Here is a 21,011-nt window from a genome sequence, read left to right on the forward strand (position 1 = left end):
AGAACAAGCTGAGCCTGTTCTCTGCATTTTTTCTATTATGACCAAACTTTATCAGTAATTGTTTTAATCAATTGTAATTTATTCCACTCGTCTTGCTCAGTCAAGATATTTCCTTCTTCAGTTGATGCAAAACCACATTGAGTTGAGATACCAAGGTTCTTAAGTGGTACAAGCTCAGCCGCTTCATGGATACGAGCGATGACAGCATCTACATCTTCCAAAGCTGGATCCTTAGAAGTAATCACACCAAGCACCAATTCAACATGATCACGGTTATTCCAAATCGTTGGAAGTGGTGCGAAGCTACCTGAACGCGCATCATCGTATTCCAAGAAGAAGATATCATAGTTCAATTTCCCAAGATATTTAGCTACTGAATCATAGCCACCTTCAAAAAGATAAGTTGATTTAAAGTTTCCACGACAAATATGAGTAGCCAAAGTCAAATCTTCTGGAAGACCTTCCAAGGCTTTATTGATAGTGTATACATCATCCTCAGCAATTTTTGCCAACTCAGCTGTTTTCTCAGGATTATTTTTTTCATTCTCAAACTGTTGAATCAAATAACCCCAAGTCGTATCATCCAACTGTACATAACGTGCACCCAAATCGTAGAAATGTTGGATGGTATCATGGTAAGCTTTTGCCAAATCATCAAGAAAATCTGTCCATGAATCATAGTAATCTGCATAAAGATCACTACGGTGGTCACGGTTAATGATGAGTGATGGACTTGGAATAGTTACTTTTGGAGTAATTCCTTCAGGAGTCACTGATTTAAGATATTCAAAGTCACGATAGAAAGGATGATTAGGATTTTCGGCAATCTTACCATTGATACGAACATTGGTTGTACGTGTCTTAGCTCCATGGAATTTATATGAATCTTCTTGTTGGTAAGATTCAAAACCAGTTAGGTTCCATAGGAAATCAAGGTGCCACCAAGAACGACCAAATTCACCATCAGAAACTACTTGAAGACCATTTTCTACCTCATGATGAACCAATTCCTTAACCAATTCATCTTGTACTTTCAACAATTCTTCTTGCGAAATCTCACCATTGGCAAATTTTTCACGTGCTTCTTTTAAAGCTTGTGGACGAAGGTAAGAACCAACATGATCAAAATGATAATGAACTTTACTCATAGTTATTTACTCCTTTTTATGCTTTCACTTAATGTAATAATAAGCCTATTCTAGCACTTGCTGCTATAGCAGTGAAATATGTATTTGTTATCGCATGATATAGTTTTTAACTATATCATTTCTTGGAAAGTTTTTTGTCAAGTAACTTTACTTTACAAAAAAGATATGTTATTCTGTTATAGTTGATTTAAAATCAAGAACATAAATATTAATTCGGAGGAAATAAAGAAATGGCAGTACCTGCACGTCACACTTCAAAAGCGAAGAAAAACAAACGTCGTACACACTACAAATTGACTGCTCCATCAGTACAATTTGACGAAACAACTGGAGATTACTCACGTTCACACCGTGTATCACTTAAAGGATACTACAAAGGACGTAAAATCGCTAAAGCTAACGCAACTAAATAATAGAAGGGAGATACCATGCGCGTAAATATTACACTTGAACACAAAGAATCTGGTGAACGCTTGTACCTTACTTCAAAAAACAAACGTAACACTCCAGACCGTCTTCAATTGAAAAAATACTCACCAAAATTGCGTAAACACGTAATCTTTACTGAAGTTAAATAAGGTTTCATTACATTTCAGTGCACGCTGAAAAAGCTTGATTTCATAGGGTTTTTGAAACATTGAATTTCACTATAAATCATTTGAAATCAGTTCTATGGCAACCTTTTTGGCAACCTTTTTTGAAAATATAAAAAGAAAGTCATCAATCGAAGAATAGAAAGTCCTAGATTTTTTCTAGGATTTTTTGGTAAGTGTCTAGAGTTTCGGGAAAAGTAAAATTAAATACTTTATGACTTAAGAGAACGAAAAATCGTTCTCTTTTTTCGTTGCCTAAAACTAAAGAAAGGACACAGCAGGGATGTCAGATAATCTAGAAATTATCATGGATATTGAGACTTTAGAAGTCTTTGAAGTGATTGATTTGGATAAAAAAGATAAGTCAGAAGACAAGAAAGAGAAAACTCCTAAGGAAAACAAAGCGACTCCTTATGATGACTTGGGACGGGTTTGGCTAGGAAATGGATATTATTACAAATCCTCTAGTCTTCTAGGGAAAGTTGTGAGAGATGGCATTATTCATGAGCTAAGCCTTCGAAATAAACACGGAACATATCCCTACTATGAACATTCCAGAGATGGAACATGGGGACATGTTAAGCAACTAACACAGGAAGAAGCGTTATGGCTAACATTTGACTTTGCTAAAGAGATGAAAGAAGAGCATGAGAAAATGGCACATAAAAATAGTAAAAAATTATGATGTTTAAAGCAGAAAAAAGTTATAAAATTATAGATATGAAAAACAAAAAAATTATTATACTTGTAAGTGTTATCTTAGTTGTTATTGTTCCTATCTTTATCAACCTTTCCTTTAAAGTGTATTTAGCTCCATTATTTACTGCTGAGTGGGGAGCAGGTGACTTACTTTCTTATTATGGTTCATTGTTAGGTGGTATTATTACCTTGGTTGGTGTTGTTATGACTCTGAATTATCAGACTAAACAATCAGAAGCGGATGACGCAATTAAATATAAACCAATCATAAAACTTGCTTCAGTAGAAAATGAATATTCCGATTTTATTGCAAATCGAGAATTAAGTGTTCGTTTCCCAGTATGGTATTTTAATGATGACTCTTTAAGAGTGCAAAAAGAAAAAACTTTTGAAGAACAAATGAAATGTATAACTTCTTTTCATGTACTTTTAAAAAATAAGGGAAGAGGCGAAGCAGTTGATGTCTCATTGGATAGTGTAAAAATCGAAGAAGTAAGCTGGGATGATGATAGCAAACTTTATATTGCTTCAAATATGCCATTGTCTATGGGAGATATTTTGGTTGATGAAAAAGCAGATGTCATCATCAATTTTCCTAATTATTTGTTTTTAAAAGATGAAAATACTAGTCAAAATCTTATTCGGATAGAATTAAAGCTATCTTATAATGATATGTTTCGAAGAAATAAAAAAGAGTTTGGCATGCTTCTAGATTTTCAAGTTCTTAGAGAGGCATCAGCGCCAGCTCCATGTCCGTACAAGGATGGATTTTCATATTATTTTGTAAGAATTGGTTTTGTGAGTGCATTGCATTTGTAAAATAAAAAAGGACAATTAAGTATACCTTATTGTCCTCTTTCCTTTTTCTTGCAAATGCTAACATAGTTTGCACCACTTCAAATGCGGTCAACCTAGGCCACCTCCTTTCTGTCAGATTTTGATGAATTGCCCATAGGCATCAACTCACTTTCAGAAACAGTAGCCACCGTCTTCACTTTTCTACATTGGACATTATAACATATTGCAAAAACTCTTCCTACACTTTAATGTAAGAAGAGTTTCTTTTTAGTTGTTTCTATTTTTTAAGTATTGTATTAAATACTTAATTAAATGGTAACCTAAAATAGATACTACTATAATTCCTATTATCCAGATTACAACTGTCATTAGTCCACCTAAGAAAGAGATAAGGCCAGTAATAATAGCATCTCTATTAAAATAAATAATCGTTAAAGGTATCAGCGCAAGTACGCACCCACAACCTGCACATCCTGGTTCATCACTGACTTCCTGAATTAATATCGCCACGAGTTATCTCCTAATTCTTCCTTTTACGTTTCCCTACGTATCTTACCCCTAGTCCAGCTATCATGCTTGCACCAAGTAATCCAAGTAACGATTCTTGTGATCCAGTATTTGGTAACGAATTTGCACGTTCAACACGTGAATAAGTGGTTTTACCGTCAACTTGTGTCACTCCTGCCTGCTTCACAACACCAGTAGCCAATACCCCCTTTTCTGCAGTTGGAACAACTACCTTAGATACAGTCCCATCGTTGTTAAGAGTGTATTGAGTACCCTCGATAGAGATAGAGCCATCAGCGTTCTTAACTGCTTTCGTACCATCAACGATATCTACAACATTACCATCAGCGTCAACTACCTGTACTACAACACCACCTTGTGCAACGATTGCATCCGCCTTATCTTTAAGAGCCTGCAAACGTGCAACTTCAGCTTCAGCCTTATCTTGTTCAGCTTTCACAGTTGCCAAACGGAGGTATTCTACGTTCTTAGCGTTTGAGTCTTTCTTAAGAGTTTCATAACGCTCTTTAGCAGTATTAAGTTCATCAGCGAGTTTGACAGACTTAGCTTTAGCGTCAGCAAGCTTAGAGTTCAAATCAGCCAATACTTTTTCTTTGTTAGCCAATTTATCTGCAAGGTCTGATGCTTTAACACTAGCAGTAATGAATTTTGTTTTAGCAACGTCTTGTTTAGTACGAGCGTCTGTAAGAGCTGTTTGAGCAACTGCTACAGCTTTAGCAAGAATTTCAAGAGTTTCTTTTTCTTTAGCGAGTACCCCTTTGGCTGTTTCGCTAGATTTCGTAGCTTCAGCAAGTTCAGTCTTAGCTACTTCCAAAGCCTTAGACTTGTCTGCTGCACTAGCCTTAGCCAAAGCAAGAGTCTCCTTAGCAGTTTGAAGAGAGGCTTGATCTGATTCAAGTTGAGTTTGAGCTTCAGCCAAGGCTTTTTCAAGAGCTGGAATATCTACAGTACCCCCTACCAAATCAGCCAAACGTTTCTGAGCACTAGCAAGAGCTTCCTTAGCAGTGTTATAAGCAGTCTCTGCAGTAGCTACCTTAGATTTAGCGTCTTGGTTAGCTTTTACTGCTGCATTATAGTTTGTTTGAGCCTTAGCAACTGCTGCATCATCTACAATAGTACGTTCTACGTCTTTATAGACTGGAGTTACAGTTTCTTTAGGGTTTTCAAGTGTTTGGTAAGGATTGTTGATAGCTTTACCATAAGAATTACCTAGTACAGTGTAAGTGCTTGGTGCACGGTCAATCATACCATTGTAAGTGTTTGTGAATCCAAAATCAATACCTGCTGTTGTAGAAGTACCCTTAAGACCAAGAACTTCCAAAGCTAGATCAAAGTTGTCAGAGCGTTTGCCATCAACACCACCGTAAGCTTCACCAAGATACCCCATACCTGAAGTACCATAGAGTTGGTTACCCAAGTTAGCAAAGATCTTAGCTTTCAAGTCGAACATAGTCTGTTTACGTCCGTCATTGTTTGTATAGCTGACATTATTAGCAGGTTTTTGACCAATAACAGTTGTATCTTCAGAGTCGATACCCTTAACTGTATCTTGCAAGCTTACACCAGTGTACTTCAAAGGATTCTTAGGGTCTGACATAGAATTCCAAAAACCATTAGCTTCAAGTTGAGCTCCATCCATGCCTTTGTAAGCTGGGAACAACTTGTCAAAGATAGATGTTACTGTCTTCTTAGCTTCAGCGACACTTTGATCGGTTACAGTTACCAAGTTAGTACCCACTTTGAAACGAAGGTCGTTAAGCAAAGCAGTGTAGAACAATGCCAAGTCAGTCAACTGGCTGTCAGACAAATTGTTAACATCCAACTTAGTTGCTGAATCTGTGTTAGCAAAGTTGAAATCCATGTTTTTAACCCATGAATTATATGCAGATGAAGTAGGAGCTGACACGATAGCTAGGTTGTTACCATTTTCGTCACCCTTCTTGATTGCATCCTTAACGGCTTGGACAGACCCTGTACCTTTAGCAAGGGCTTTGATTGCATCCAAATAAGCTTGGCTTGTAACGATACCATTAGTTTCTGTAAAGTTTGAATAAGCAACACCTTTGTTCAAATATACCCCATCGGCTGTTACAGTTGTAACTTCACCTGCTTTAACAGTTTCTGTTACAACTTTACCTTTCTTAGCTTCGTCAAGAGCAGATTTAGTTGAATTTTCAGCTGTTTGAGTACCTTCTTGGTTGCCTTTAGCAGTATCATACGCTTTAGAAGAGCTTTCAACAGTACCCTCAGCAGTAGTTACAACAGATTTTTGATCCTTGATTGCTTGGTCTTTGTTACTTACAGACAACTTAGCTGCCTCAAGAGAGTCCTTAGCAGATTTTACATTAGTAGTATCTTCTGCGACTTTTGCAGTCAAATCTTTAACGTCTTGATCCAATTTAGCAGTATCTGTTGTAGCTGAAAGAGCTTCTACTTTCTTCTCAGCATCTGCAACTGCACTTGCAGTCTTTTCAACATTTGACTCAGCTTTGGCAACTACACCTTTTTGAGTTGCTTCTTTGCTAGTAGCATCAGTAAGACTATTCTCAGCACTTGCCGTAGCTTTCGTAGCCTGATCTAGAGTTTCCTTAGCTTTAGCCTGATCTGATTTAGCTTCGGCAACTACCTCAGGAGTAATCTTTTCAACTTCTGTGATTTGATTACCCAAATCAGATACAGTGTTGTTGTTTTCTGTTACCGCTGTTTCAGCACTAGCAACAACATCAGCTTGAGCGTTCAATGCTTGATTAGCTTGGTTTGCTACGACTTTAGCGTTAGCAACTTGATCTGCGGTTACTGTTGGAGCAACAGGTGTTTCTGCTACCGTTTCAGCCTTAACTTCTGTAGGCTGTGCTACCGGTGTTGTTTCAGCTGCAGTATCTTTTGCAACTACTTCAACATTACTTACAGTAGCATCAGTTGAGGTTGTTTCATCTGCGTTTACAACAGATACCCCACCTAGTACTGATAGAGTCAATACAGATACAACTGCACCCGTACGCAACTTCTTAATTGTTCCATGACCTTTAACTTCGTTCTTAAACATAAACGTTCTCCTTATTTAGTTAACTGTCTTAAAAGACTGTTTCAATATGATTGTATCATAAAAAACAGACTTTTGTGATATGTTTTAAAAATAAATTCAGTCTTTTGTAGGTGGTAACTCTCACAGAAAAATCTGTATGATAGTTAGTGAGGTGACACCATGACTAACAATAACAGCTTAAAAGAATTTGTAGCTAAGCAAATCAGACACCTAAGACTGGAAAAAGGATTCACACAGGAGTATCTAGCAGAAAAAGCTGAGCTTGGTTTTAATTATATTTACCGTTTAGAAAGCAAACAGCTAAACGTCAAGGTAGACACTATAGAGAAGATTATGCAGGCATTAGATGTTGATGTTAACACCTTTTTTAACGTAGAAATGCAACAACGAGAGACAGAATTTAACCAACTTATCGAAGACATCGAACATCTTCCCAAAGAAAAAAGAGAGCCGATAATAAAAGCTCTCAGAAGTATCATAAAACAAGTAGAGTAAGCCAAGTCATTTCGACTTGGCTTTTTGTGTGTATTATTCTAGATAGTTGTCAAATCCATTTCGTGTTTGAACTGACTTTATGTATTGTTCTAAATTATCCCAATCCTCATATTCATCAACCATTTTAAAGAAATCCAATCGTTCAGCTACGTTGCCAAAAACTCTAAGATTATCTTCTGTCTCAAAAATCTTCTCAACTAGTGGGAGATAGTCTAAAGACTTCGATATAGTGTCAAACTTAGAAAAGATTTGATACAGGTCATCTCTTTCAGAAATATAGTTGTAAAAGAAACTATTCCAGACACTCCAAGAATAATCTGAAACTTGTGTTCCTTTACTTGGTTTATTTAGTCTATTTAAACTACTTTGAATAGATTTTTCCATTGATTCATAAAATAGTTCCCTCGATAACACTCTCATGTCAAGCTTATCTAGCTTATTAGACAAGATTTCATCGACTTCTTTTATAGTCGCTTCATTTCCCTCTTCAATTTCTTTAGTAATTTGTTCAGCCAGATTTTCCAACAGTGTATTAGCTTCATTTGAAGTTTCAGAATCAAATGATGGAAAAATACTTAAGTAATTTGCCCTTGATACATATTTTCCAGATAACAAATTTTCTACTGTTTTATCAGATACATGAAAATATCGAACAATATAAAGTATTTTAGCATTATAGTCGCCACTAATATTTTCTTTTTCCTTAAAAGCTTGAAAATCTTCTAATCGGTGCATTAGGTTTAAAGTAACAGTTACTAACATACGTTCTTCCATTTTTGTTTTCATAAAAATATCTCCTAGTCAAATATATGGCTTCATCTTAACATACAAAGTCAAAATAATTCAATAGATGTTACACAGCTTAGGGTAAAACGCTTTCATTTTCTTTTAAAATAAGTTAGTCCCTTTCATTTAGTTATTATAGCAAGATGTATTAGTCAAAGGCATAAGTTAGGTAACAAAATATCGTCTAATTTTCTACAATAATATTGTGAGATAGCTATCACACATTATTATTTACCCAAACGGGTTAGAAAGAGGTGGCTTATGGAGGCTACACAAACTACAATTCAGGGGCGTCTAATCGGTGCATCAGAAGTAAAGGATTTTACTTCTGGTCTCAACACTGGACAAACCCAACTAACTATTGGAGCACGTACCCCAGAGGGACGCTTTAGTCAAACCAATATCAAAGTTGATACAGTTAATGTATCGGACTTTACATCTTTATTTGATGAGAAAGTAGAAATTGTTCTTGAGAATGTTTCTATCAACGCCTATACCAATGGAAATCGTGCTGCGCTTTCAGTAAAAGCTAAGTCTGCTTTTATTGAACTGGTTTAAGAAATGGGGAAAATTTTCCCCTTTCTTTAGAAAGGAACTTTTATGAGTATTATTTCTTTGTTAATTATCTTATTTGCTGGATTTCTCTATCTGATGCTAAAGATTAGCGACATTCAGGAGAAGCAAAAACAAGCCACAATCCTGCGGTTAAACCTGCCTGTAATCATAGAAGACCTTGAACAAGTAATTGAGATGACAAGTAGTGTATCAAAAAATAAATTACTTTTTGACAGCCGTTATGTCAAGTATTTAACTAGCTCACCAAATCAAGACAGTCATCTAGTACGCTTCCCTATTATGATCGGGAAGAAACTTGAAGCCGAGGATATGAATTATCTTAGTCAGGTTTTTTTAGCACAGTTTAGTAAATACTTAGCAGAGTCTGCTACCTATGGAACTTGGTCAGATAAAGGGCAAATGCTAATTGTAAGCCCTCAATTCGGAAAACGATTACGGTATAACAATCAGTATTACTTGAATTTAGAAATCTACTTTTCTTATAACTCAAATTAGAGGGACTAACAGATGAAATGTTTTCTTGATAAAAATCTAGCTGATTATGGGAACCATTTCTTCTGGGATATACCTGTTGAGCGTGTACCCCACGCTCTTTTGGTAGGTTCCAGTGGGTCAGGTAAGACTTTTGCGACTAAAATATTATTGGCTCGCTTTGCTCACACCTACCCAAGAGCCACGTTCCTAATCGGCGACTACAAGGCTGACTCGGATTTTGCCTTTTTAGACGGATGTAAAGGTTTTAAGCGTTTTGAAGAAGTCTCTGAGCTCCTTACTTTAGCATTATCAATTCTTGAAAACCGACAAAAGGGGATTGATAAGTCCAGAGAATTTGTCGTGATTTGCTTTGATGAGTTCAATGCGTGGCAAAATAGCCTCGATAAAAAAGAACGTGAACAAGCCATTAAAGACTATACTCGCCTTATCCAACTAGGACGCTCCTTTTTGATTTACGTCATTATTTCCCAACAAGATGCCCATAAAGCAAGTTTGGGATTATCTCGTGATTCCATAGGTACAGTTATCGCACTAGGCAAATTATCTAAAGAGACAGTTGCCATGCTCTTCTCTGATGAAAAAGATTATGTTCTGCGAAACAACTCCAGAGGTGTCGGTTACATGAAGATTGACGGTCAAGAAAGTCGCCATATACTTGTGCCAAGTTACAACATGCCCCCCTTAGAAAAACTAATTCGGGAAGCCGTTGAACGTTCAGACCGCTATTTTCTTGACGAAGAGGCTGTTGCCCCGTAGCCCTCAAAGCGGAGGAACAGGCTTACAGCCTCGCCAGCTTTAGCTGGCTGTTATACGGGGGACATGTAATAACCCCCGTTCCATTGTCACCTAAATTCTTTGCTTTAGAAATCCCACTTTAGGGAAAGAACTTCTCTCTACTTTAAAAAGCTCTCAAATCAAGTCTTTTCGTACTTGATAAAACTTAGGGTGCTTATTCCTTGAAATAGTGGAATAATTAAAATATAGGAATTTCGCTATTCAGTATAACAAAAGTTAGCTAAAACAAAAACTGATCGCCCAGTTAACTATCACACTTTAGACGGATAGAAAGAGGTAAATTATGATTTATCAAAATGCCATTGAAAAATATCTTCAAAAAGACAATGACCATAATCCAGTTATTATGACTAGTGTTGATGAAGTAACGTTTGTTATTAAACCTACAGAAGACACTGTAGGAGAGTACCCAGATAATTGGCAGCAGATAGCTTTATCACTTGCTGAGACAATAGCAGAAAAATTATCTTTACCAGCTCTTTTTGGAGAATATGCTCCCTTAAAAACGCCACCAGCAGGCTATACAGACGGCTTTACCTTTCAGCATCTCCCCTATTATTTTGCGATTGCATGGCATCAAACTAATTTTATTATGGGTATCATCTTAAAATTTTCAGCATCAGCTTTATCTCACTATAAAGCCACCTATCAAGACTATTATAGTGAACTGATTGACGTCCACAATATAGCACAACTGCTGTATGTTGACTACTATGATCTGCGTCTATCACGTATCGACCTTGCTGTTGATTACTTTAATTATCCAATGTCAGTAAATAGTCTTTATCAAGGACTAAAAGACAAGCAATATATCATTACCAATCACAAAGGACGTAAAAATGTTTCCAATGTCAGCGCTCAAGAAGTAAACGGCGAGGCTCAGACCGTCTACGTAGGAAGTAAGAAAAAGAATGTAAGTGCTCTTTTGCGTATCTATAACAAGTATCAGGAACAATTAGATAATCAAGGTCGCTATATGCACTTAACTAAGTATTGCAATTCTTGGATCCGTATGGAAGCTTCTTACAAAGGAACTTATAGCAATCAAATACTAGCCTTACTTCTTGATATTGATAGCCCTCAAGATTTGAGCAAGCTCATTGTTAATAAAATGATTGACAAGTATTGTTTTCATGACACCAAGACTGGTCAGTCTTTACCATTCACTAGTGACTTGCTTAAAGGATTCGGGAGCTTTCCAGAACTTGAATCTTTGAACTCTCGAAACAACGACCTACTCGCAACGATTTCATATTTGATGAAAGGTAGCGGTTTCTACCCTCTTTTGAAGAAAATTGAAGAAGTCTGGGGAACACAAGCCCGTAATCACTTTATCATTAGACTAATTCAAGAGTATGAGACCAACTACACTCCCAACCCAGATGTAAGGATATGGTTAAATAAATTTGGTAGGAAACTTGAGAAACTTAATTATGAAGATTTTTTTGAAGATGCCTTCCAAATCTTTTACCAAAAAAACAACATCACTCCTAAAGATTCCGCCAAGAAGCAAAAGAGTGATGTTGCAGATTAGAAGAGATAGGCAGTAGCTTACCCCTATTGCCATTATCTCATATTCCATGCAGTAAAGAAAGTGAGACTAGTATGTCCAAAAATTATTTTGAATTAAAGCAAATTGAACACATGCTTCATAGCATCATTGAATTACTGAAGCACTTAAATAACGAAAAAAGTAAGTCAGGTATCTATACGCAAAAAGAACTTCTTTCCCTACTGAGCATTTCTCCCAATACTCTTAAATCGTGGGAAAACAAGGGTCTAAAGCGACTAGAACCACCCATTGAGGGTACTAGAACAGTATATTACAGTATCAGTGATGTCATCGAATTTCTAAGCTGTGACTAGAAGCGAAATATGCTAAAATAAGAGTATCAAAAAAGAAAGTGAGCGATACAATCTATTTTAGCTTTTTTCATTCTTCGATTGATTGAAGAGAGCAACCATGAATACAGAAAAAATTATCCATAAAGGGAAAAGTGTTTTAAAGAGAATAAAGAACAATGGCGAAATTAGTTATTCAGCTAAAAGTATCTACTTAGGACTTGATTCTAAAACTGGAAAACCAGTCAAAACAACTATTACCGCTAAAACCTTACGTTCTTTAGACCGTAAAATTATTCAAGCTAAAATTGACTTTGAAGAAAATGACTCAACAAGGAAAGAAACTTTCAATGTTGCTACCTTCTCAGACTTAGCAGAACTTTGGTTTTCAAATTATGAGACATGGGTTAGTTCAGATAATACACTGAACCGAGTTAGAAACTATCTTGACACCTATATACTACCACGATTCGGAAAGTATCAACCTGAAAAAATTACCTCGTCAGATATACAGACTTGGATCAACCAATTAGCAAAAAAATCTAAAGAATCTGTGGATGCAGGTATAAAGAGAGCTGAAAAGGGTTCAGCTAAAGATTTTGGAGCTATTGCCCATAAATTAAGTGATATTTTTGATTTTGGAATAACACATTTTGAACTCAAATTTAACCCCGCTCAGTCTATCAAAATCCCGCCAAAGCCCAAAAGCAACCAAAAACGTATTATGGTCCTTCATGATGAGGATTTATCTACTTGGTTAAGCATCGTTGATAGTCTGACTAATACTAGGGCTAATCGCCGATTTAAAGTTATTTGCGATAGTTTACTTGCTTCAGGTATGAGAATCAATGAACTATTAGCATTGACTATCTATGACCTTGATTTTGATAATTCCGAAATACTAGTTAGTAAAACACTTGTTTGGAAAAATGCAAAACCAAAATTAGGTTTGAAAGGCGAAGTCGTTTGTAAAAACACACCAAAATCTGATTCAGCTAACAGACGAATAGCTGTTCCGTACCAAATCATTGAAGAGCTTCAAAATTTCCACGATGAAATGAATCTCTATTTCAAGAAAAATAATCTTCCAAAAAGTAAGTTAATCTTTCCTACTATTTATGGTAACTATATGTGCGACAGAAACGAACGTGCAACACTCAAAAAGCGATTGCGTGAAGCTAGTCTGCCAGATTATGGTTTTCACTTATTCCGCCACACTCACGCATCCATGATGTTGAATGCTGGAATGAATTGGAAAGAATTACAAGTTCGGATGGGACACAAATCAATCAAGACTACAATGGACATTTATGCTGAACTTGCTCCCAAGAATCAAACACAGGCGGTCGATATCTATTTAAACAAAATAGCTGAGCTGACCTCTTAAATCTGTGGCAACCTTTTTGGCAACCTTTGATAGTTTTATCAAAATCAACAACCCTTAAACGTTGATTTAATAAGGTTTCTAGCAACTAAAATAGATTTTAAGTATTCCTTACTGAGGTTAAGTAGTTATTCACTACACGTCAGTTAAGACGAGAAACCTTGATTTTATGCGATTCTTAAATTTTTGAATTTCAGTATATTGCAGCATAAATTAATGAAATCTCTACTTTTTTCTCTACCTTTTTAGGTTTGAAAAATTGAATAGGATAACCAAATAAAAGACGCTCTAGTTAGTCATAAAACTAGAGCGTCTTTTAACATTTTGAAAATCAACTTGCTTTATGGGCTTTTTTAGTTCTGGTTTTAACAACTTCTGTTTGACTGAAAATCAAAAGCCTTTAATATCAAGGGTCTATACACTTTTCTGAAAGCGTTATTCCAATCAATCTCAACTTATTTCATCTGAATGGTGTGAATCTTACCCTAAAATCATTGAATCGAGCTAATCTATACCAAAAATTCACACAACTATTTAGATGATTTTTTATTTTGACTGTTCTTACCTATGGTTTTACCCAAGACAAAAATTATAGAGCCAAAAAAATCTAGTCACACATTTGAACTAGTGTTTTACGTTGCCTTGATTAACAAGGTTACCAAATCTTTCAGAATTACATTTTCTATTTATAGAAAAATATTAGTAATAAATTATGTAAATTCAATCTAATTACTATAAGTTTGCTCCCATTTTTTCATTTCTTCAACGATGCTTCTTAGAGCAATACCTTTTTTTGTCATTTTATATTCAACCTGTGGAGGCGATGTCGGTAAAACTTTTCTTGATAAAATGCCTTCTTGCTCGAAATCATGTAACCGTTGCGCTAATATTCTAGGATTAATACCTTCTACACTACGCAGAAGACTACCATAATGTATATTACCATCAATAATTTCAGATAAAATCTCAAGAGTAAATTTACCCTTTAGTAAATTCAAGACCCTTCTTGCTGGACAAATTGTTTTTTTCAAAGGTTGCATCTTGCAAGTCTCCATTCGTTTCCTCCTTTTTTGATAGTTACTATACTTTTTTTCCCTTCTTGTTTCATAAATAATTACATGATAAGTTAATTATATCACTTGAAGGGAGAAATTCCTATGGATATTATAACTAAGTTTGACCGTATTGAAGATATTCTCGGTAGTCCTGATGGAAGATACTTTGGTACTGGATATACTCAAGTAAAATATTTTCAGAAAGTTAAACATATTGCTTTTGATTGATAAATGAAAATTGGTTTGATGAAATAACGGAGGAAGCTTGATGAAAAAAACAAATACAAAAGCACCAGCTTATCTACTTTTTATTCTTTCGCTAGGATACATTATGGCGGTCCTAGATACAACTGGAGTTGTTCTTGCAGTGCCTCATATTGAAACAGCTATGAGCGTCTCATTAGAGCAATCCATTTGGATTATTAATGCCTATACACTAGCTTTAGGGTCTTTGCTCCTACTTTCAGGAAATTTAACAACAAAATATGGTGCTAAAAGAATTTTATTAATTGGAATGACAATTTTTACACTTGCCTCGTTAGGGTGCTCTTTTTCACCAAATATTGAAACATTAATTATACTTAGATTCATTCAAGGTTTCGGTGCTTCTTTGTTCATGCCAAGTTCATTAGCACTTTTATTCATTTCATACCCCGATTCTACTAAAAGAGCACGTATGTTAGGAATCTGGACAGCAATTATTTCTGTTGCAACCGGTACTGGTTCTTTTATTGGTGGACTAATTATTAACTACTTCGGATGGAGGGGTATTTTCTTGGTCAATATTCCATTTGGAATTTTGACAGTAATTTCAATATTACTTCTCGTGAAAAATAATATTGCCAATCTAAAGACCAGAATTGACATCTTTAGTAATATATTTCTGGTTACAACTATCGGAAGTCTAGTTATTTACCTTGTTGAAGGGAATCAATATGGTTATAGTAACTCAAATCTTTTATTGTTTCTTCTCCTATTTATATTATTTGCTATTGGTTTAGTAGTCCACGATAAAAAAAGTAAAGCACCTATTGTTCCCCACCAACTATTAAAAAATGCTAAGTTTATTGTCTCTAATCTATTAGGTTTAGTAGTTAACATTTCACTATATGGCATTGTTTTGGTGCTAGGACTCTATTTTCAAACTTATTTAAACCTTTCCTCAATGGTTTCTGGACTCCTCATTCTACCAGGAATGATTGTCTTAATTATTGGTAATTTATTTTACGCACGTGCTGTAAAACGATTTTCCGTGGGAAGCCTCGCTACTGTCTCAATTATTTTTGCCATTGTAGGAGCAGCAGGAATTTTTGGAATTGGAGTTCTTTTTCATGAAATTCAACTATACATCCTAATTCCTTTATTTTCTTTAATGAGTCTAGGTATCGGGGTGTTAACTCCAGCAACTACAACCATTCTTATGGAAGCTGCTGGTCAAGAATTATCTGGAATTGCTGGTGCAACTCTAAACGCAAACAAACAGATTGGTGGACTTTTTGGTACAACAATTATGGGGATTGTAACTACTAATTTATCCCATGATTGGAATATAGTCATCGTTGTCGCATTTTTGGTTAACGTGATAATGTATATTGCTACTTGGTTAATTGCTAGTCGTTACCTTTATGGAAAAGAATAAAACTAAACAGAACGCAATCAATTTAAAAGTTGATTGCGTTTTATATTATTTATCAATAATCTAAACTCCTATATCAGAAATAGATTTTATTTTTTTAACACCTTGTAAACAATCTAACTAATAACAAAAAGATCAACATATTACCGTTGATCTTTTATTTTTACTCTAAGCCTTTTAAAATATCTGTAAATCTATGTGTAAACATAGCTGTCATCCCCCATATATTCTCTGTCAAGTTTCTGTAAAAAGGAATATGACGTTCACTATACCCAAAATTGTATTTTTCTCTATTTTTTACCAGGAAAAATGGGAAATCTTTCGCATCACTCAAGGTAGAAGTAACTTTATAATAAATCGGTTCCTCTGTCAACAAAGTGTCAACACAAACTGTAAACAACCGTTTCACCTCTTCATTTGGATGAATATCCTCCCAATTTTCTATATTTATATTTCCAACAAAGCAATGGATGGTTCTCCCCTGATGAATCAGATAATCAAGCTCTCCCCAAATGTCAATTTGATCAGGAACTAGGTTTAATTCTTCACAAGTTTCTCGTATAGCAGCTTCCTGAAAAGTCTCACCATTTTCGACACGCCCACCAGGAAAAGAGACCTCACCTGGTTGAGAAATATACTCACTTCGTACTTGGTAAAGAATGTGATACTTATCAGTTTTTACATCATATATCAGGGGTAAAAGCACCGCATAGCGTCTTTTCTCCCCTAGTGGCTTCGGCTCGTAACGAGCTAGTTTATCTTTAATAGTCATAAGAACTCCTTGACTTCATGTTATCATAAAAAAGAAGATATCCCTATTATATAAAATTTTTATATATAAAATATTGACATATATTTCTAAAAGAGATACACTCTATATGTAAAATAATTATATATATTTTTTATACATATCCTAGAAGCAAAGGAGCACACTATGTATTTTCCAACATCATCAATACTGATAGAGTTCTTAATATTAGCTATTATCGATAGAGAAGACTCTTATGGCTATGAGATTAGTCAAACAATAAAGCTTGCGGCTAATATTAAGGAGTCAACACTTTATCCTATTCTAAAAAAGCTTGAAAAAGCAGGCTATATGACCACCTATAACCAAGCGTATCAAGGGCGTAAACGTAAATATTACAGTATTACCCAAGAGGGAAAAGAGCAACTTCAATTTCTTAATGAAGAATGGTTAACCTATAAAGAAACTCTGGACGATATTCTAGAAGGGAGATTAAGACATGACAAAGACTGAATATATAGCCAAATTAACAAAATATCTACGAAAATTACCACAACAGGACTACGAAGAAGCTATAGAATATTTCATGGAATATTTTGAAGAGGCTGGACCTGAGAATGAAGCTCGGGTTATTGCAGAACTGGGTACACCTAAGGAAGCCGCACATGAAGTCATTAGTCGTCTTCTAGAAGAAAAGATTGTTGAGGACAAGAGCAGCTTACGCAATAAAACAACTATCCTTTGGATTGCGATTCTAGCTGTTTTAGCCAGTCCAGTCGCCTTACCAATTCTACTATTCTTCTTAGCTATGATAGTGACACTTCTTATGATTATTTTCGCAGTTATAGTGACTGCCTTAGCTCTTACTTTTGCTTTACTCATTAGTGGTGTTTACACTTTCTTTACAAGCTTCTCTCTCTTAAGTGTTTCACTAGCTTCAACACTGTTTGGAGGAGGTCTAGGTCTATTGATGTTTGGAGGAGCACTCTTACTACTTTTGATTTCGTTTGAAATCTGTAAACTTATTGTAAAGCTAATTGCCCTATTGATTAAATGGCTCATCAAGAAAGGAAGAAAATCATGAAAACTTGGAAAAAGATCATCCTCGGAGTGTCCCTTATCTCTCTATTTTTAGGAGGAGGATTCGTAGCTTGGGGGTATAGCCAAGGTGGCTTGACAGATTTACAAAATCAAACTAAAAGTGAGCAAGATTATGTCAAGAAAGAAGTTGATGACTTCAATAAAATTGATATTAAAAGTAGTAACTACAATGTACTTATTAAAACAGGAAACGTTGACAAGGCTACTCTTTCTTACTACCAAAAAGCAAAAACTCCAATTGACACATCTGTAAAGGATGGTCAATTGACTATCAATGATAACAACTCTGAATTAGATTCAACTTCTAACAAACATATTAACTTTTTCGGATTAAAAGATTTAGTAAAGCTTTCTACTCTCAACGAGGAAGTCAGAAATAAAACCATTGTCATTACACTCCCTAAAAAACAAACGATTGATTTTTTAAAGGTTGATTTAGCAACTGGAAATCTAGATTTAAGTAATAGCACCATCAAACAATCAGATATCAATCTAAATGTAGGGGACCTAACTTTTACTAAAATGATTGTCAGCAACCTAAAAGCTAACCTTGATGTTGGTAGTGTTGATAGTAATCATACACTTTTTACTAACTCAGATTTATCTATTGCAATGGGAGATTACTCTGGAGATAACCTAATTTTCAATGGTCACAATAAACTTGATGTTACATCTGGTGATATTGAACTAGCTCTTAAAGATTACACGCTCAATGTTCAAGCCGATAGTCATTCAGGAGAGGTAGACATCACAAATAGCCTTAAAATCTCAAAGGATAACTCACTAACCATTACCTCAGACCTCGGTGATATAACTGTTGAATAACATAAAAAGCCAGCTCACATTAGAGCTGGCCTTTAGTTTATTCATTTTCAGACTTTGGTCTATAAATAATAATACCTACAACTACAAAGATAAGTAAGAAAATAAATAGCATACGAACTTGATCTGAGATCTGTCCTGTCATTGAAATAGTTTGACGAAGACCTGATACCGAGTAGGACATTGGTAAGAATGGTTGGATGACCTTAAAGAACTTAGGACTAAGTTCAATTGGATAAGTCCCTGCACTAGACCCTAGTTGCAAAAGCAGCATAATCATGGAAGCAAATGCGCCATATCTATCATTCCAACCTACAAGGGCTGTAACCAGCGCCATTAAAGTACATGCTGCAAGGAGAATCATACCAAATGTAGCTAATGGATGATTTGGTTCAACTCCCACAAATCGAATGGCAATATAAAGCGCAGTAGCAGCCATAGTTGTAATAATACCATTGATAAGTAACTTATTCTTAGCCCAATCAAAACGGCCCGTAAATTTTCTTCCTGTCAAGCTCTTAGCAAAGATAACATTAGTTGAAAGAGCAACAACCATAAGAGAAACAGAAATCATATATGGAGCCATTCCCACACCATTAGTGTCAACCTTATCCTTATCAGTTTTCTTCTCTTTGAGTGGAGCACTCACCATTTTTGCATTGTCTGAGTTTACAGATACAAGAGAGAGTTGCTGATTAGCCTTGTTTAATGAATCAGACAATGTGGAAAGGTTAGTTGACAAACTTGTCAACCCATTTGTTAAGGTATTTCCTCCAGTTGCTAATTGTTGAGCCCCTGTATTGAGAGCACTTGTACCACTCTGAAGAGTAGCAAAACCAGTCATTAAACTACTAGTGTTAGCATCTAGAGTTTGAGCACCACTGGCAATCGTTGACACAGCACCAGTATAAGTTGACAAACCAGTTGAAAGTGAGCTTGCACCTGTTGCTAGAGTACTTTGAGCTGTTGACACACCTGATGCCACTTGAGTTGCTCCTGGTGATAATTGATTGACAAGTACTGAATTGACATTAGCAATATTAGCTTGCATTGATGATACCGTTGATGAAGCTACAGGAAGAAGTGCATTCGCCGAACTTGCAATGCCTGAGATAGATGTTTGTAGAGAAGCTAAACTACTTGAATCTCCGCTACTAGTTGTTGTCGTACCTGTCAAGCTAGATAAAGCAGTTGACATACTTGACACATCAGATGCAATAGTTGAAGCATAACTACTAGCTGTAGATCCTGCATTACTAATTGCCGATGTAATCTCTGCTTGTTGATCTGCCGTCAAGCTTTGATAAGCAGCTGTTCCTTGTACCGCAGCCAAATCATTTGCTTTATCAGTTGCACTAGCTGTAGCTATAGAGCTAGCTGCAGAAGAAATATTTGAAAGATAAGTCGCTATTGAACTTGTATCTACTGATGTTGTTGATGTTCCACTTGGTAATGATGTGTTACTTACCGCTGTATTAAGATTTTGAATTGCTGTATTTAAATCAGTTAAATTAGTTGACAAGGTTGACAACTGTGCTTGCTGTTCTTCAGATAAACTTGTTGCTGTAGCCATTTGACTGAGCGCTGTTGACAACGAATCTGCACCTGTAACTAAGGTATTCATGGCCTCTGCTCCTGATACAAATTGACCTGCAGCAGAATTAACGGCCTCAGAGTTCGCGTTTAACTGTGACAAAGCGCCTGACAAAGTTGACACACCTGAAGTATAGGCAGACGCGCCTGAACTCAAGGTATCAACACCTGTAGCCAATGTTTGTGTAGAGCCAGCAAGAGTTCCTAAGCCATTTGATAAGGTCTGACTCCCTGACTGAAGTGCGCCTGCACCTGCATATAATTGACTAGCCCCATTCGCTGCAGTTCCCATACCACCCTGAAGTTGAGACATACTCCTAAAGACAGCTCCAACATAAGTTGATGTAATATTTTTAGAAACAGTATCCTTCAACTTAGACATGGCAGAATCGCTCATTTTTGAAGAAACGAAGCTATGCCCTGCTGTTGTCTGATAAGAAATTTCAAGTTTCTTAGGATCATTTGTCAAAAGACTTGCTGCATTACTTGAGAGATTTTCTGGAAAAGTGATTACCATATAGTAGTCACCATCATCAATTCCTTTTTTGGCTTCATTTTCAGTCACAAAATGATAGTCTAGATTTTTATTTTTAGACATATTGTCTACCATATCATGACCAATATTTAGAGTTTTATTCTGGAAACTAGCACTCTTATCTTTGTTCACTACGGCTACTGGCATATGCTTTACATTTCCATAAGGATCCCACATAGAAGATAAAAAGATTAGATTATATAAAGCGGGTATCAATGAGACACCAATAATAGTTATCCAGAGCTTTGGACTTTTAAGAAGCGCCTTTAATTCTGCTAACATATTTCTCCTTTTTAGACATTGTGTTTATTTTTATGATATAATCAATTATAAACT

The 21,011-nt window shown here is 35.7% G+C and carries 23 protein-coding genes; 16 read left to right on the plus strand and 7 right to left on the minus strand.

Annotation, left to right across the window (positions count from 1 at the left end; genetic code table 11):
• Positions 1-35: 35 nt before the first annotated feature.
• The gene (locus PCY16_RS07460) at positions 36-1,148 is read right to left on the minus strand and encodes a vitamin B12 independent methionine synthase (RefSeq protein WP_195413431.1); all 1,113 of its coding nucleotides are present in this window, start codon (positions 1,146-1,148) and stop codon (positions 36-38) included.
• Positions 1,149-1,378: 230 nt separating this feature from the next.
• On the opposite strand from PCY16_RS07460, the gene rpmF reads away from it, so the two are divergent.
• From rpmF to PCY16_RS07480, 4 genes are all read left to right on the plus strand, one after another.
• Positions 1,379-1,561 carry a 50S ribosomal protein L32 gene (rpmF, locus tag PCY16_RS07465; RefSeq protein ID WP_002892130.1) on the plus strand — a complete coding sequence of 61 codons (183 nt, stop codon included), beginning with the start codon at positions 1,379-1,381 and terminating at the stop codon, positions 1,559-1,561.
• A gap of 15 nt (positions 1,562-1,576) precedes the next feature.
• Positions 1,577-1,726: a 50S ribosomal protein L33 gene (rpmG, locus tag PCY16_RS07470; protein WP_002262412.1), complete on the plus strand. Its 150-nt coding sequence runs from the start codon at positions 1,577-1,579 to the stop codon at positions 1,724-1,726.
• Between the two features lie 298 nt (positions 1,727-2,024).
• The gene (locus PCY16_RS07475; protein WP_049528242.1) at positions 2,025-2,426 is read left to right on the plus strand and encodes a hypothetical protein; all 402 of its coding nucleotides are present in this window, start codon (positions 2,025-2,027) and stop codon (positions 2,424-2,426) included.
• 35 nt (positions 2,427-2,461) lie between these two features.
• A complete protein-coding gene (locus PCY16_RS07480; RefSeq protein ID WP_049528245.1) occupies positions 2,462-3,259 on the plus strand; it encodes a hypothetical protein in 798 nt (265 codons plus the stop codon).
• Positions 3,260-3,505: 246 nt separating this feature from the next.
• Here PCY16_RS07480 and PCY16_RS07485 read toward each other — a convergent pair whose 3' ends face one another.
• Together PCY16_RS07485 and PCY16_RS07490 are read right to left on the minus strand one after the other, a co-directional pair.
• Positions 3,506-3,748: a hypothetical protein gene (locus PCY16_RS07485; protein WP_049528239.1), complete on the minus strand. Its 243-nt coding sequence runs from the start codon at positions 3,746-3,748 to the stop codon at positions 3,506-3,508.
• Between the two features lie 10 nt (positions 3,749-3,758).
• Positions 3,759-6,812 (minus strand): SEC10/PgrA surface exclusion domain-containing protein, encoded by a 3,054-nt coding sequence (locus tag PCY16_RS07490; RefSeq protein ID WP_049528235.1) that lies wholly within the window; start codon positions 6,810-6,812, stop codon positions 3,759-3,761.
• A gap of 159 nt (positions 6,813-6,971) precedes the next feature.
• Here PCY16_RS07490 and PCY16_RS07495 point away from each other — a divergent pair, with 159 nt between their 5' ends.
• Positions 6,972-7,307, plus strand: coding sequence for a helix-turn-helix domain-containing protein (locus tag PCY16_RS07495; protein WP_049528233.1), 336 nt, complete (start codon positions 6,972-6,974; stop codon positions 7,305-7,307).
• A gap of 33 nt (positions 7,308-7,340) precedes the next feature.
• On the opposite strand, the gene PCY16_RS07500 is transcribed toward PCY16_RS07495, so the two are convergent.
• On the minus strand, positions 7,341-8,093 hold the full coding sequence (locus PCY16_RS07500; protein WP_049528231.1) for a hypothetical protein: 753 nt from the start codon (positions 8,091-8,093) through the stop codon (positions 7,341-7,343).
• A 261-nt stretch (positions 8,094-8,354) separates the two neighbouring features.
• Between PCY16_RS07500 and PCY16_RS07505 the strand changes: the two genes are divergently transcribed.
• The 6 genes from PCY16_RS07505 to PCY16_RS07530 all read left to right on the plus strand — a co-directional run bounded on the left by PCY16_RS07505 (position 8,355) and on the right by PCY16_RS07530 (position 13,188).
• A complete protein-coding gene (locus PCY16_RS07505) occupies positions 8,355-8,651 on the plus strand; it encodes a hypothetical protein (protein WP_049528228.1) in 297 nt (98 codons plus the stop codon).
• Between the two features lie 42 nt (positions 8,652-8,693).
• Entirely contained in the window at positions 8,694-9,164 is a 471-nt protein-coding gene (locus PCY16_RS07510; RefSeq protein ID WP_049528225.1) for a hypothetical protein, read from the plus strand.
• A 12-nt stretch (positions 9,165-9,176) separates the two neighbouring features.
• Positions 9,177-9,920 carry a type IV secretory system conjugative DNA transfer family protein gene (locus tag PCY16_RS07515; protein ID WP_070576110.1) on the plus strand — a complete coding sequence of 248 codons (744 nt, stop codon included), beginning with the start codon at positions 9,177-9,179 and terminating at the stop codon, positions 9,918-9,920.
• Positions 9,921-10,242: 322 nt separating this feature from the next.
• Positions 10,243-11,493, plus strand: coding sequence for a replication initiation factor domain-containing protein (locus PCY16_RS07520; RefSeq protein ID WP_049528218.1), 1,251 nt, complete (start codon positions 10,243-10,245; stop codon positions 11,491-11,493).
• A gap of 71 nt (positions 11,494-11,564) precedes the next feature.
• Positions 11,565-11,825, plus strand: a complete 261-nt coding sequence (locus PCY16_RS07525) for a MerR family transcriptional regulator (RefSeq protein ID WP_049528216.1) — start codon at positions 11,565-11,567, stop codon at positions 11,823-11,825.
• A 97-nt stretch (positions 11,826-11,922) separates the two neighbouring features.
• Positions 11,923-13,188 carry a site-specific integrase gene (locus tag PCY16_RS07530; RefSeq protein ID WP_049528214.1) on the plus strand — a complete coding sequence of 422 codons (1,266 nt, stop codon included), beginning with the start codon at positions 11,923-11,925 and terminating at the stop codon, positions 13,186-13,188.
• Between the two features lie 722 nt (positions 13,189-13,910).
• On the opposite strand, the gene PCY16_RS07535 is transcribed toward PCY16_RS07530, so the two are convergent.
• On the minus strand, positions 13,911-14,240 hold the full coding sequence (locus PCY16_RS07535; RefSeq protein WP_080611097.1) for a helix-turn-helix domain-containing protein: 330 nt from the start codon (positions 14,238-14,240) through the stop codon (positions 13,911-13,913).
• Positions 14,241-14,342: 102 nt separating this feature from the next.
• Between PCY16_RS07535 and PCY16_RS07540 the strand changes: the two genes are divergently transcribed.
• A complete protein-coding gene (locus tag PCY16_RS07540; protein ID WP_021144850.1) occupies positions 14,343-14,468 on the plus strand; it encodes a hypothetical protein in 126 nt (41 codons plus the stop codon).
• Between the two features lie 40 nt (positions 14,469-14,508).
• Positions 14,509-15,879: an MFS transporter gene (locus tag PCY16_RS07545; RefSeq protein ID WP_107372457.1), complete on the plus strand. Its 1,371-nt coding sequence runs from the start codon at positions 14,509-14,511 to the stop codon at positions 15,877-15,879.
• Between the two features lie 160 nt (positions 15,880-16,039).
• Here PCY16_RS07545 and PCY16_RS07550 read toward each other — a convergent pair whose 3' ends face one another.
• Positions 16,040-16,648, minus strand: coding sequence for a CoA pyrophosphatase (locus PCY16_RS07550; protein ID WP_195413432.1), 609 nt, complete (start codon positions 16,646-16,648; stop codon positions 16,040-16,042).
• A 162-nt stretch (positions 16,649-16,810) separates the two neighbouring features.
• Here PCY16_RS07550 and PCY16_RS07555 point away from each other — a divergent pair, with 162 nt between their 5' ends.
• The 3 genes from PCY16_RS07555 to PCY16_RS07565 are packed head-to-tail and all read left to right on the plus strand — an operon-like array spanning position 16,811 to position 18,550.
• Positions 16,811-17,137 (plus strand): PadR family transcriptional regulator, encoded by a 327-nt coding sequence (locus tag PCY16_RS07555; RefSeq protein WP_155222557.1) that lies wholly within the window; start codon positions 16,811-16,813, stop codon positions 17,135-17,137.
• Positions 17,124-17,708 (plus strand): DUF1700 domain-containing protein, encoded by a 585-nt coding sequence (locus PCY16_RS07560; protein WP_195413433.1) that lies wholly within the window; start codon positions 17,124-17,126, stop codon positions 17,706-17,708. Before PCY16_RS07555 ends, PCY16_RS07560 begins: the two co-directional genes overlap by 14 nt.
• Positions 17,705-18,550 (plus strand): DUF4097 family beta strand repeat-containing protein, encoded by an 846-nt coding sequence (locus PCY16_RS07565; protein ID WP_195413434.1) that lies wholly within the window; start codon positions 17,705-17,707, stop codon positions 18,548-18,550. Before PCY16_RS07560 ends, PCY16_RS07565 begins: the two co-directional genes overlap by 4 nt.
• A gap of 37 nt (positions 18,551-18,587) precedes the next feature.
• On the opposite strand, the gene PCY16_RS07570 is transcribed toward PCY16_RS07565, so the two are convergent.
• Positions 18,588-20,957 (minus strand): YhgE/Pip domain-containing protein, encoded by a 2,370-nt coding sequence (locus PCY16_RS07570; RefSeq protein ID WP_195413435.1) that lies wholly within the window; start codon positions 20,955-20,957, stop codon positions 18,588-18,590.
• Positions 20,958-21,011: the final 54 nt, after the last annotated feature.

Source organism: Streptococcus sp. SS4 (assembly GCF_030440125.1).
Classification (GTDB): Bacteria; Bacillota; Bacilli; order Lactobacillales; family Streptococcaceae; genus Streptococcus.

What these genes read in the sequence shown, in the direction of transcription:
- PCY16_RS07460 (WP_195413431.1), bottom strand. Translation starts at nt 1,148, where the DNA reads ATGAGTAAAGTTCATTATCATTTTGATCATGTTGGTTCTTACCTTCGT.
- rpmF (WP_002892130.1), top strand. Translation starts at nt 1,379, where the DNA reads ATGGCAGTACCTGCACGTCACACTTCAAAAGCGAAGAAAAACAAACGT.
- rpmG (WP_002262412.1), top strand. Translation starts at nt 1,577, where the DNA reads ATGCGCGTAAATATTACACTTGAACACAAAGAATCTGGTGAACGCTTG.
- PCY16_RS07475 (WP_049528242.1), top strand. Translation starts at nt 2,025, where the DNA reads ATGTCAGATAATCTAGAAATTATCATGGATATTGAGACTTTAGAAGTC.
- PCY16_RS07480 (WP_049528245.1), top strand. Translation starts at nt 2,462, where the DNA reads ATGAAAAACAAAAAAATTATTATACTTGTAAGTGTTATCTTAGTTGTT.
- PCY16_RS07490 (WP_049528235.1), bottom strand. Translation starts at nt 6,812, where the DNA reads ATGTTTAAGAACGAAGTTAAAGGTCATGGAACAATTAAGAAGTTGCGT.
- PCY16_RS07495 (WP_049528233.1), top strand. Translation starts at nt 6,972, where the DNA reads ATGACTAACAATAACAGCTTAAAAGAATTTGTAGCTAAGCAAATCAGA.
- PCY16_RS07500 (WP_049528231.1), bottom strand. Translation starts at nt 8,093, where the DNA reads ATGAAAACAAAAATGGAAGAACGTATGTTAGTAACTGTTACTTTAAAC.
- PCY16_RS07505 (WP_049528228.1), top strand. Translation starts at nt 8,355, where the DNA reads ATGGAGGCTACACAAACTACAATTCAGGGGCGTCTAATCGGTGCATCA.
- PCY16_RS07510 (WP_049528225.1), top strand. Translation starts at nt 8,694, where the DNA reads ATGAGTATTATTTCTTTGTTAATTATCTTATTTGCTGGATTTCTCTAT.
- PCY16_RS07515 (WP_070576110.1), top strand. Translation starts at nt 9,177, where the DNA reads ATGAAATGTTTTCTTGATAAAAATCTAGCTGATTATGGGAACCATTTC.
- PCY16_RS07520 (WP_049528218.1), top strand. Translation starts at nt 10,243, where the DNA reads ATGATTTATCAAAATGCCATTGAAAAATATCTTCAAAAAGACAATGAC.
- PCY16_RS07525 (WP_049528216.1), top strand. Translation starts at nt 11,565, where the DNA reads ATGTCCAAAAATTATTTTGAATTAAAGCAAATTGAACACATGCTTCAT.
- PCY16_RS07530 (WP_049528214.1), top strand. Translation starts at nt 11,923, where the DNA reads ATGAATACAGAAAAAATTATCCATAAAGGGAAAAGTGTTTTAAAGAGA.
- PCY16_RS07535 (WP_080611097.1), bottom strand. Translation starts at nt 14,240, where the DNA reads ATGGAGACTTGCAAGATGCAACCTTTGAAAAAAACAATTTGTCCAGCA.
- PCY16_RS07540 (WP_021144850.1), top strand. Translation starts at nt 14,343, where the DNA reads ATGGATATTATAACTAAGTTTGACCGTATTGAAGATATTCTCGGTAGT.
- PCY16_RS07545 (WP_107372457.1), top strand. Translation starts at nt 14,509, where the DNA reads ATGAAAAAAACAAATACAAAAGCACCAGCTTATCTACTTTTTATTCTT.
- PCY16_RS07550 (WP_195413432.1), bottom strand. Translation starts at nt 16,648, where the DNA reads ATGACTATTAAAGATAAACTAGCTCGTTACGAGCCGAAGCCACTAGGG.
- PCY16_RS07555 (WP_155222557.1), top strand. Translation starts at nt 16,811, where the DNA reads ATGTATTTTCCAACATCATCAATACTGATAGAGTTCTTAATATTAGCT.
- PCY16_RS07560 (WP_195413433.1), top strand. Translation starts at nt 17,124, where the DNA reads ATGACAAAGACTGAATATATAGCCAAATTAACAAAATATCTACGAAAA.
- PCY16_RS07565 (WP_195413434.1), top strand. Translation starts at nt 17,705, where the DNA reads ATGAAAACTTGGAAAAAGATCATCCTCGGAGTGTCCCTTATCTCTCTA.
- PCY16_RS07570 (WP_195413435.1), bottom strand. Translation starts at nt 20,957, where the DNA reads ATGTTAGCAGAATTAAAGGCGCTTCTTAAAAGTCCAAAGCTCTGGATA.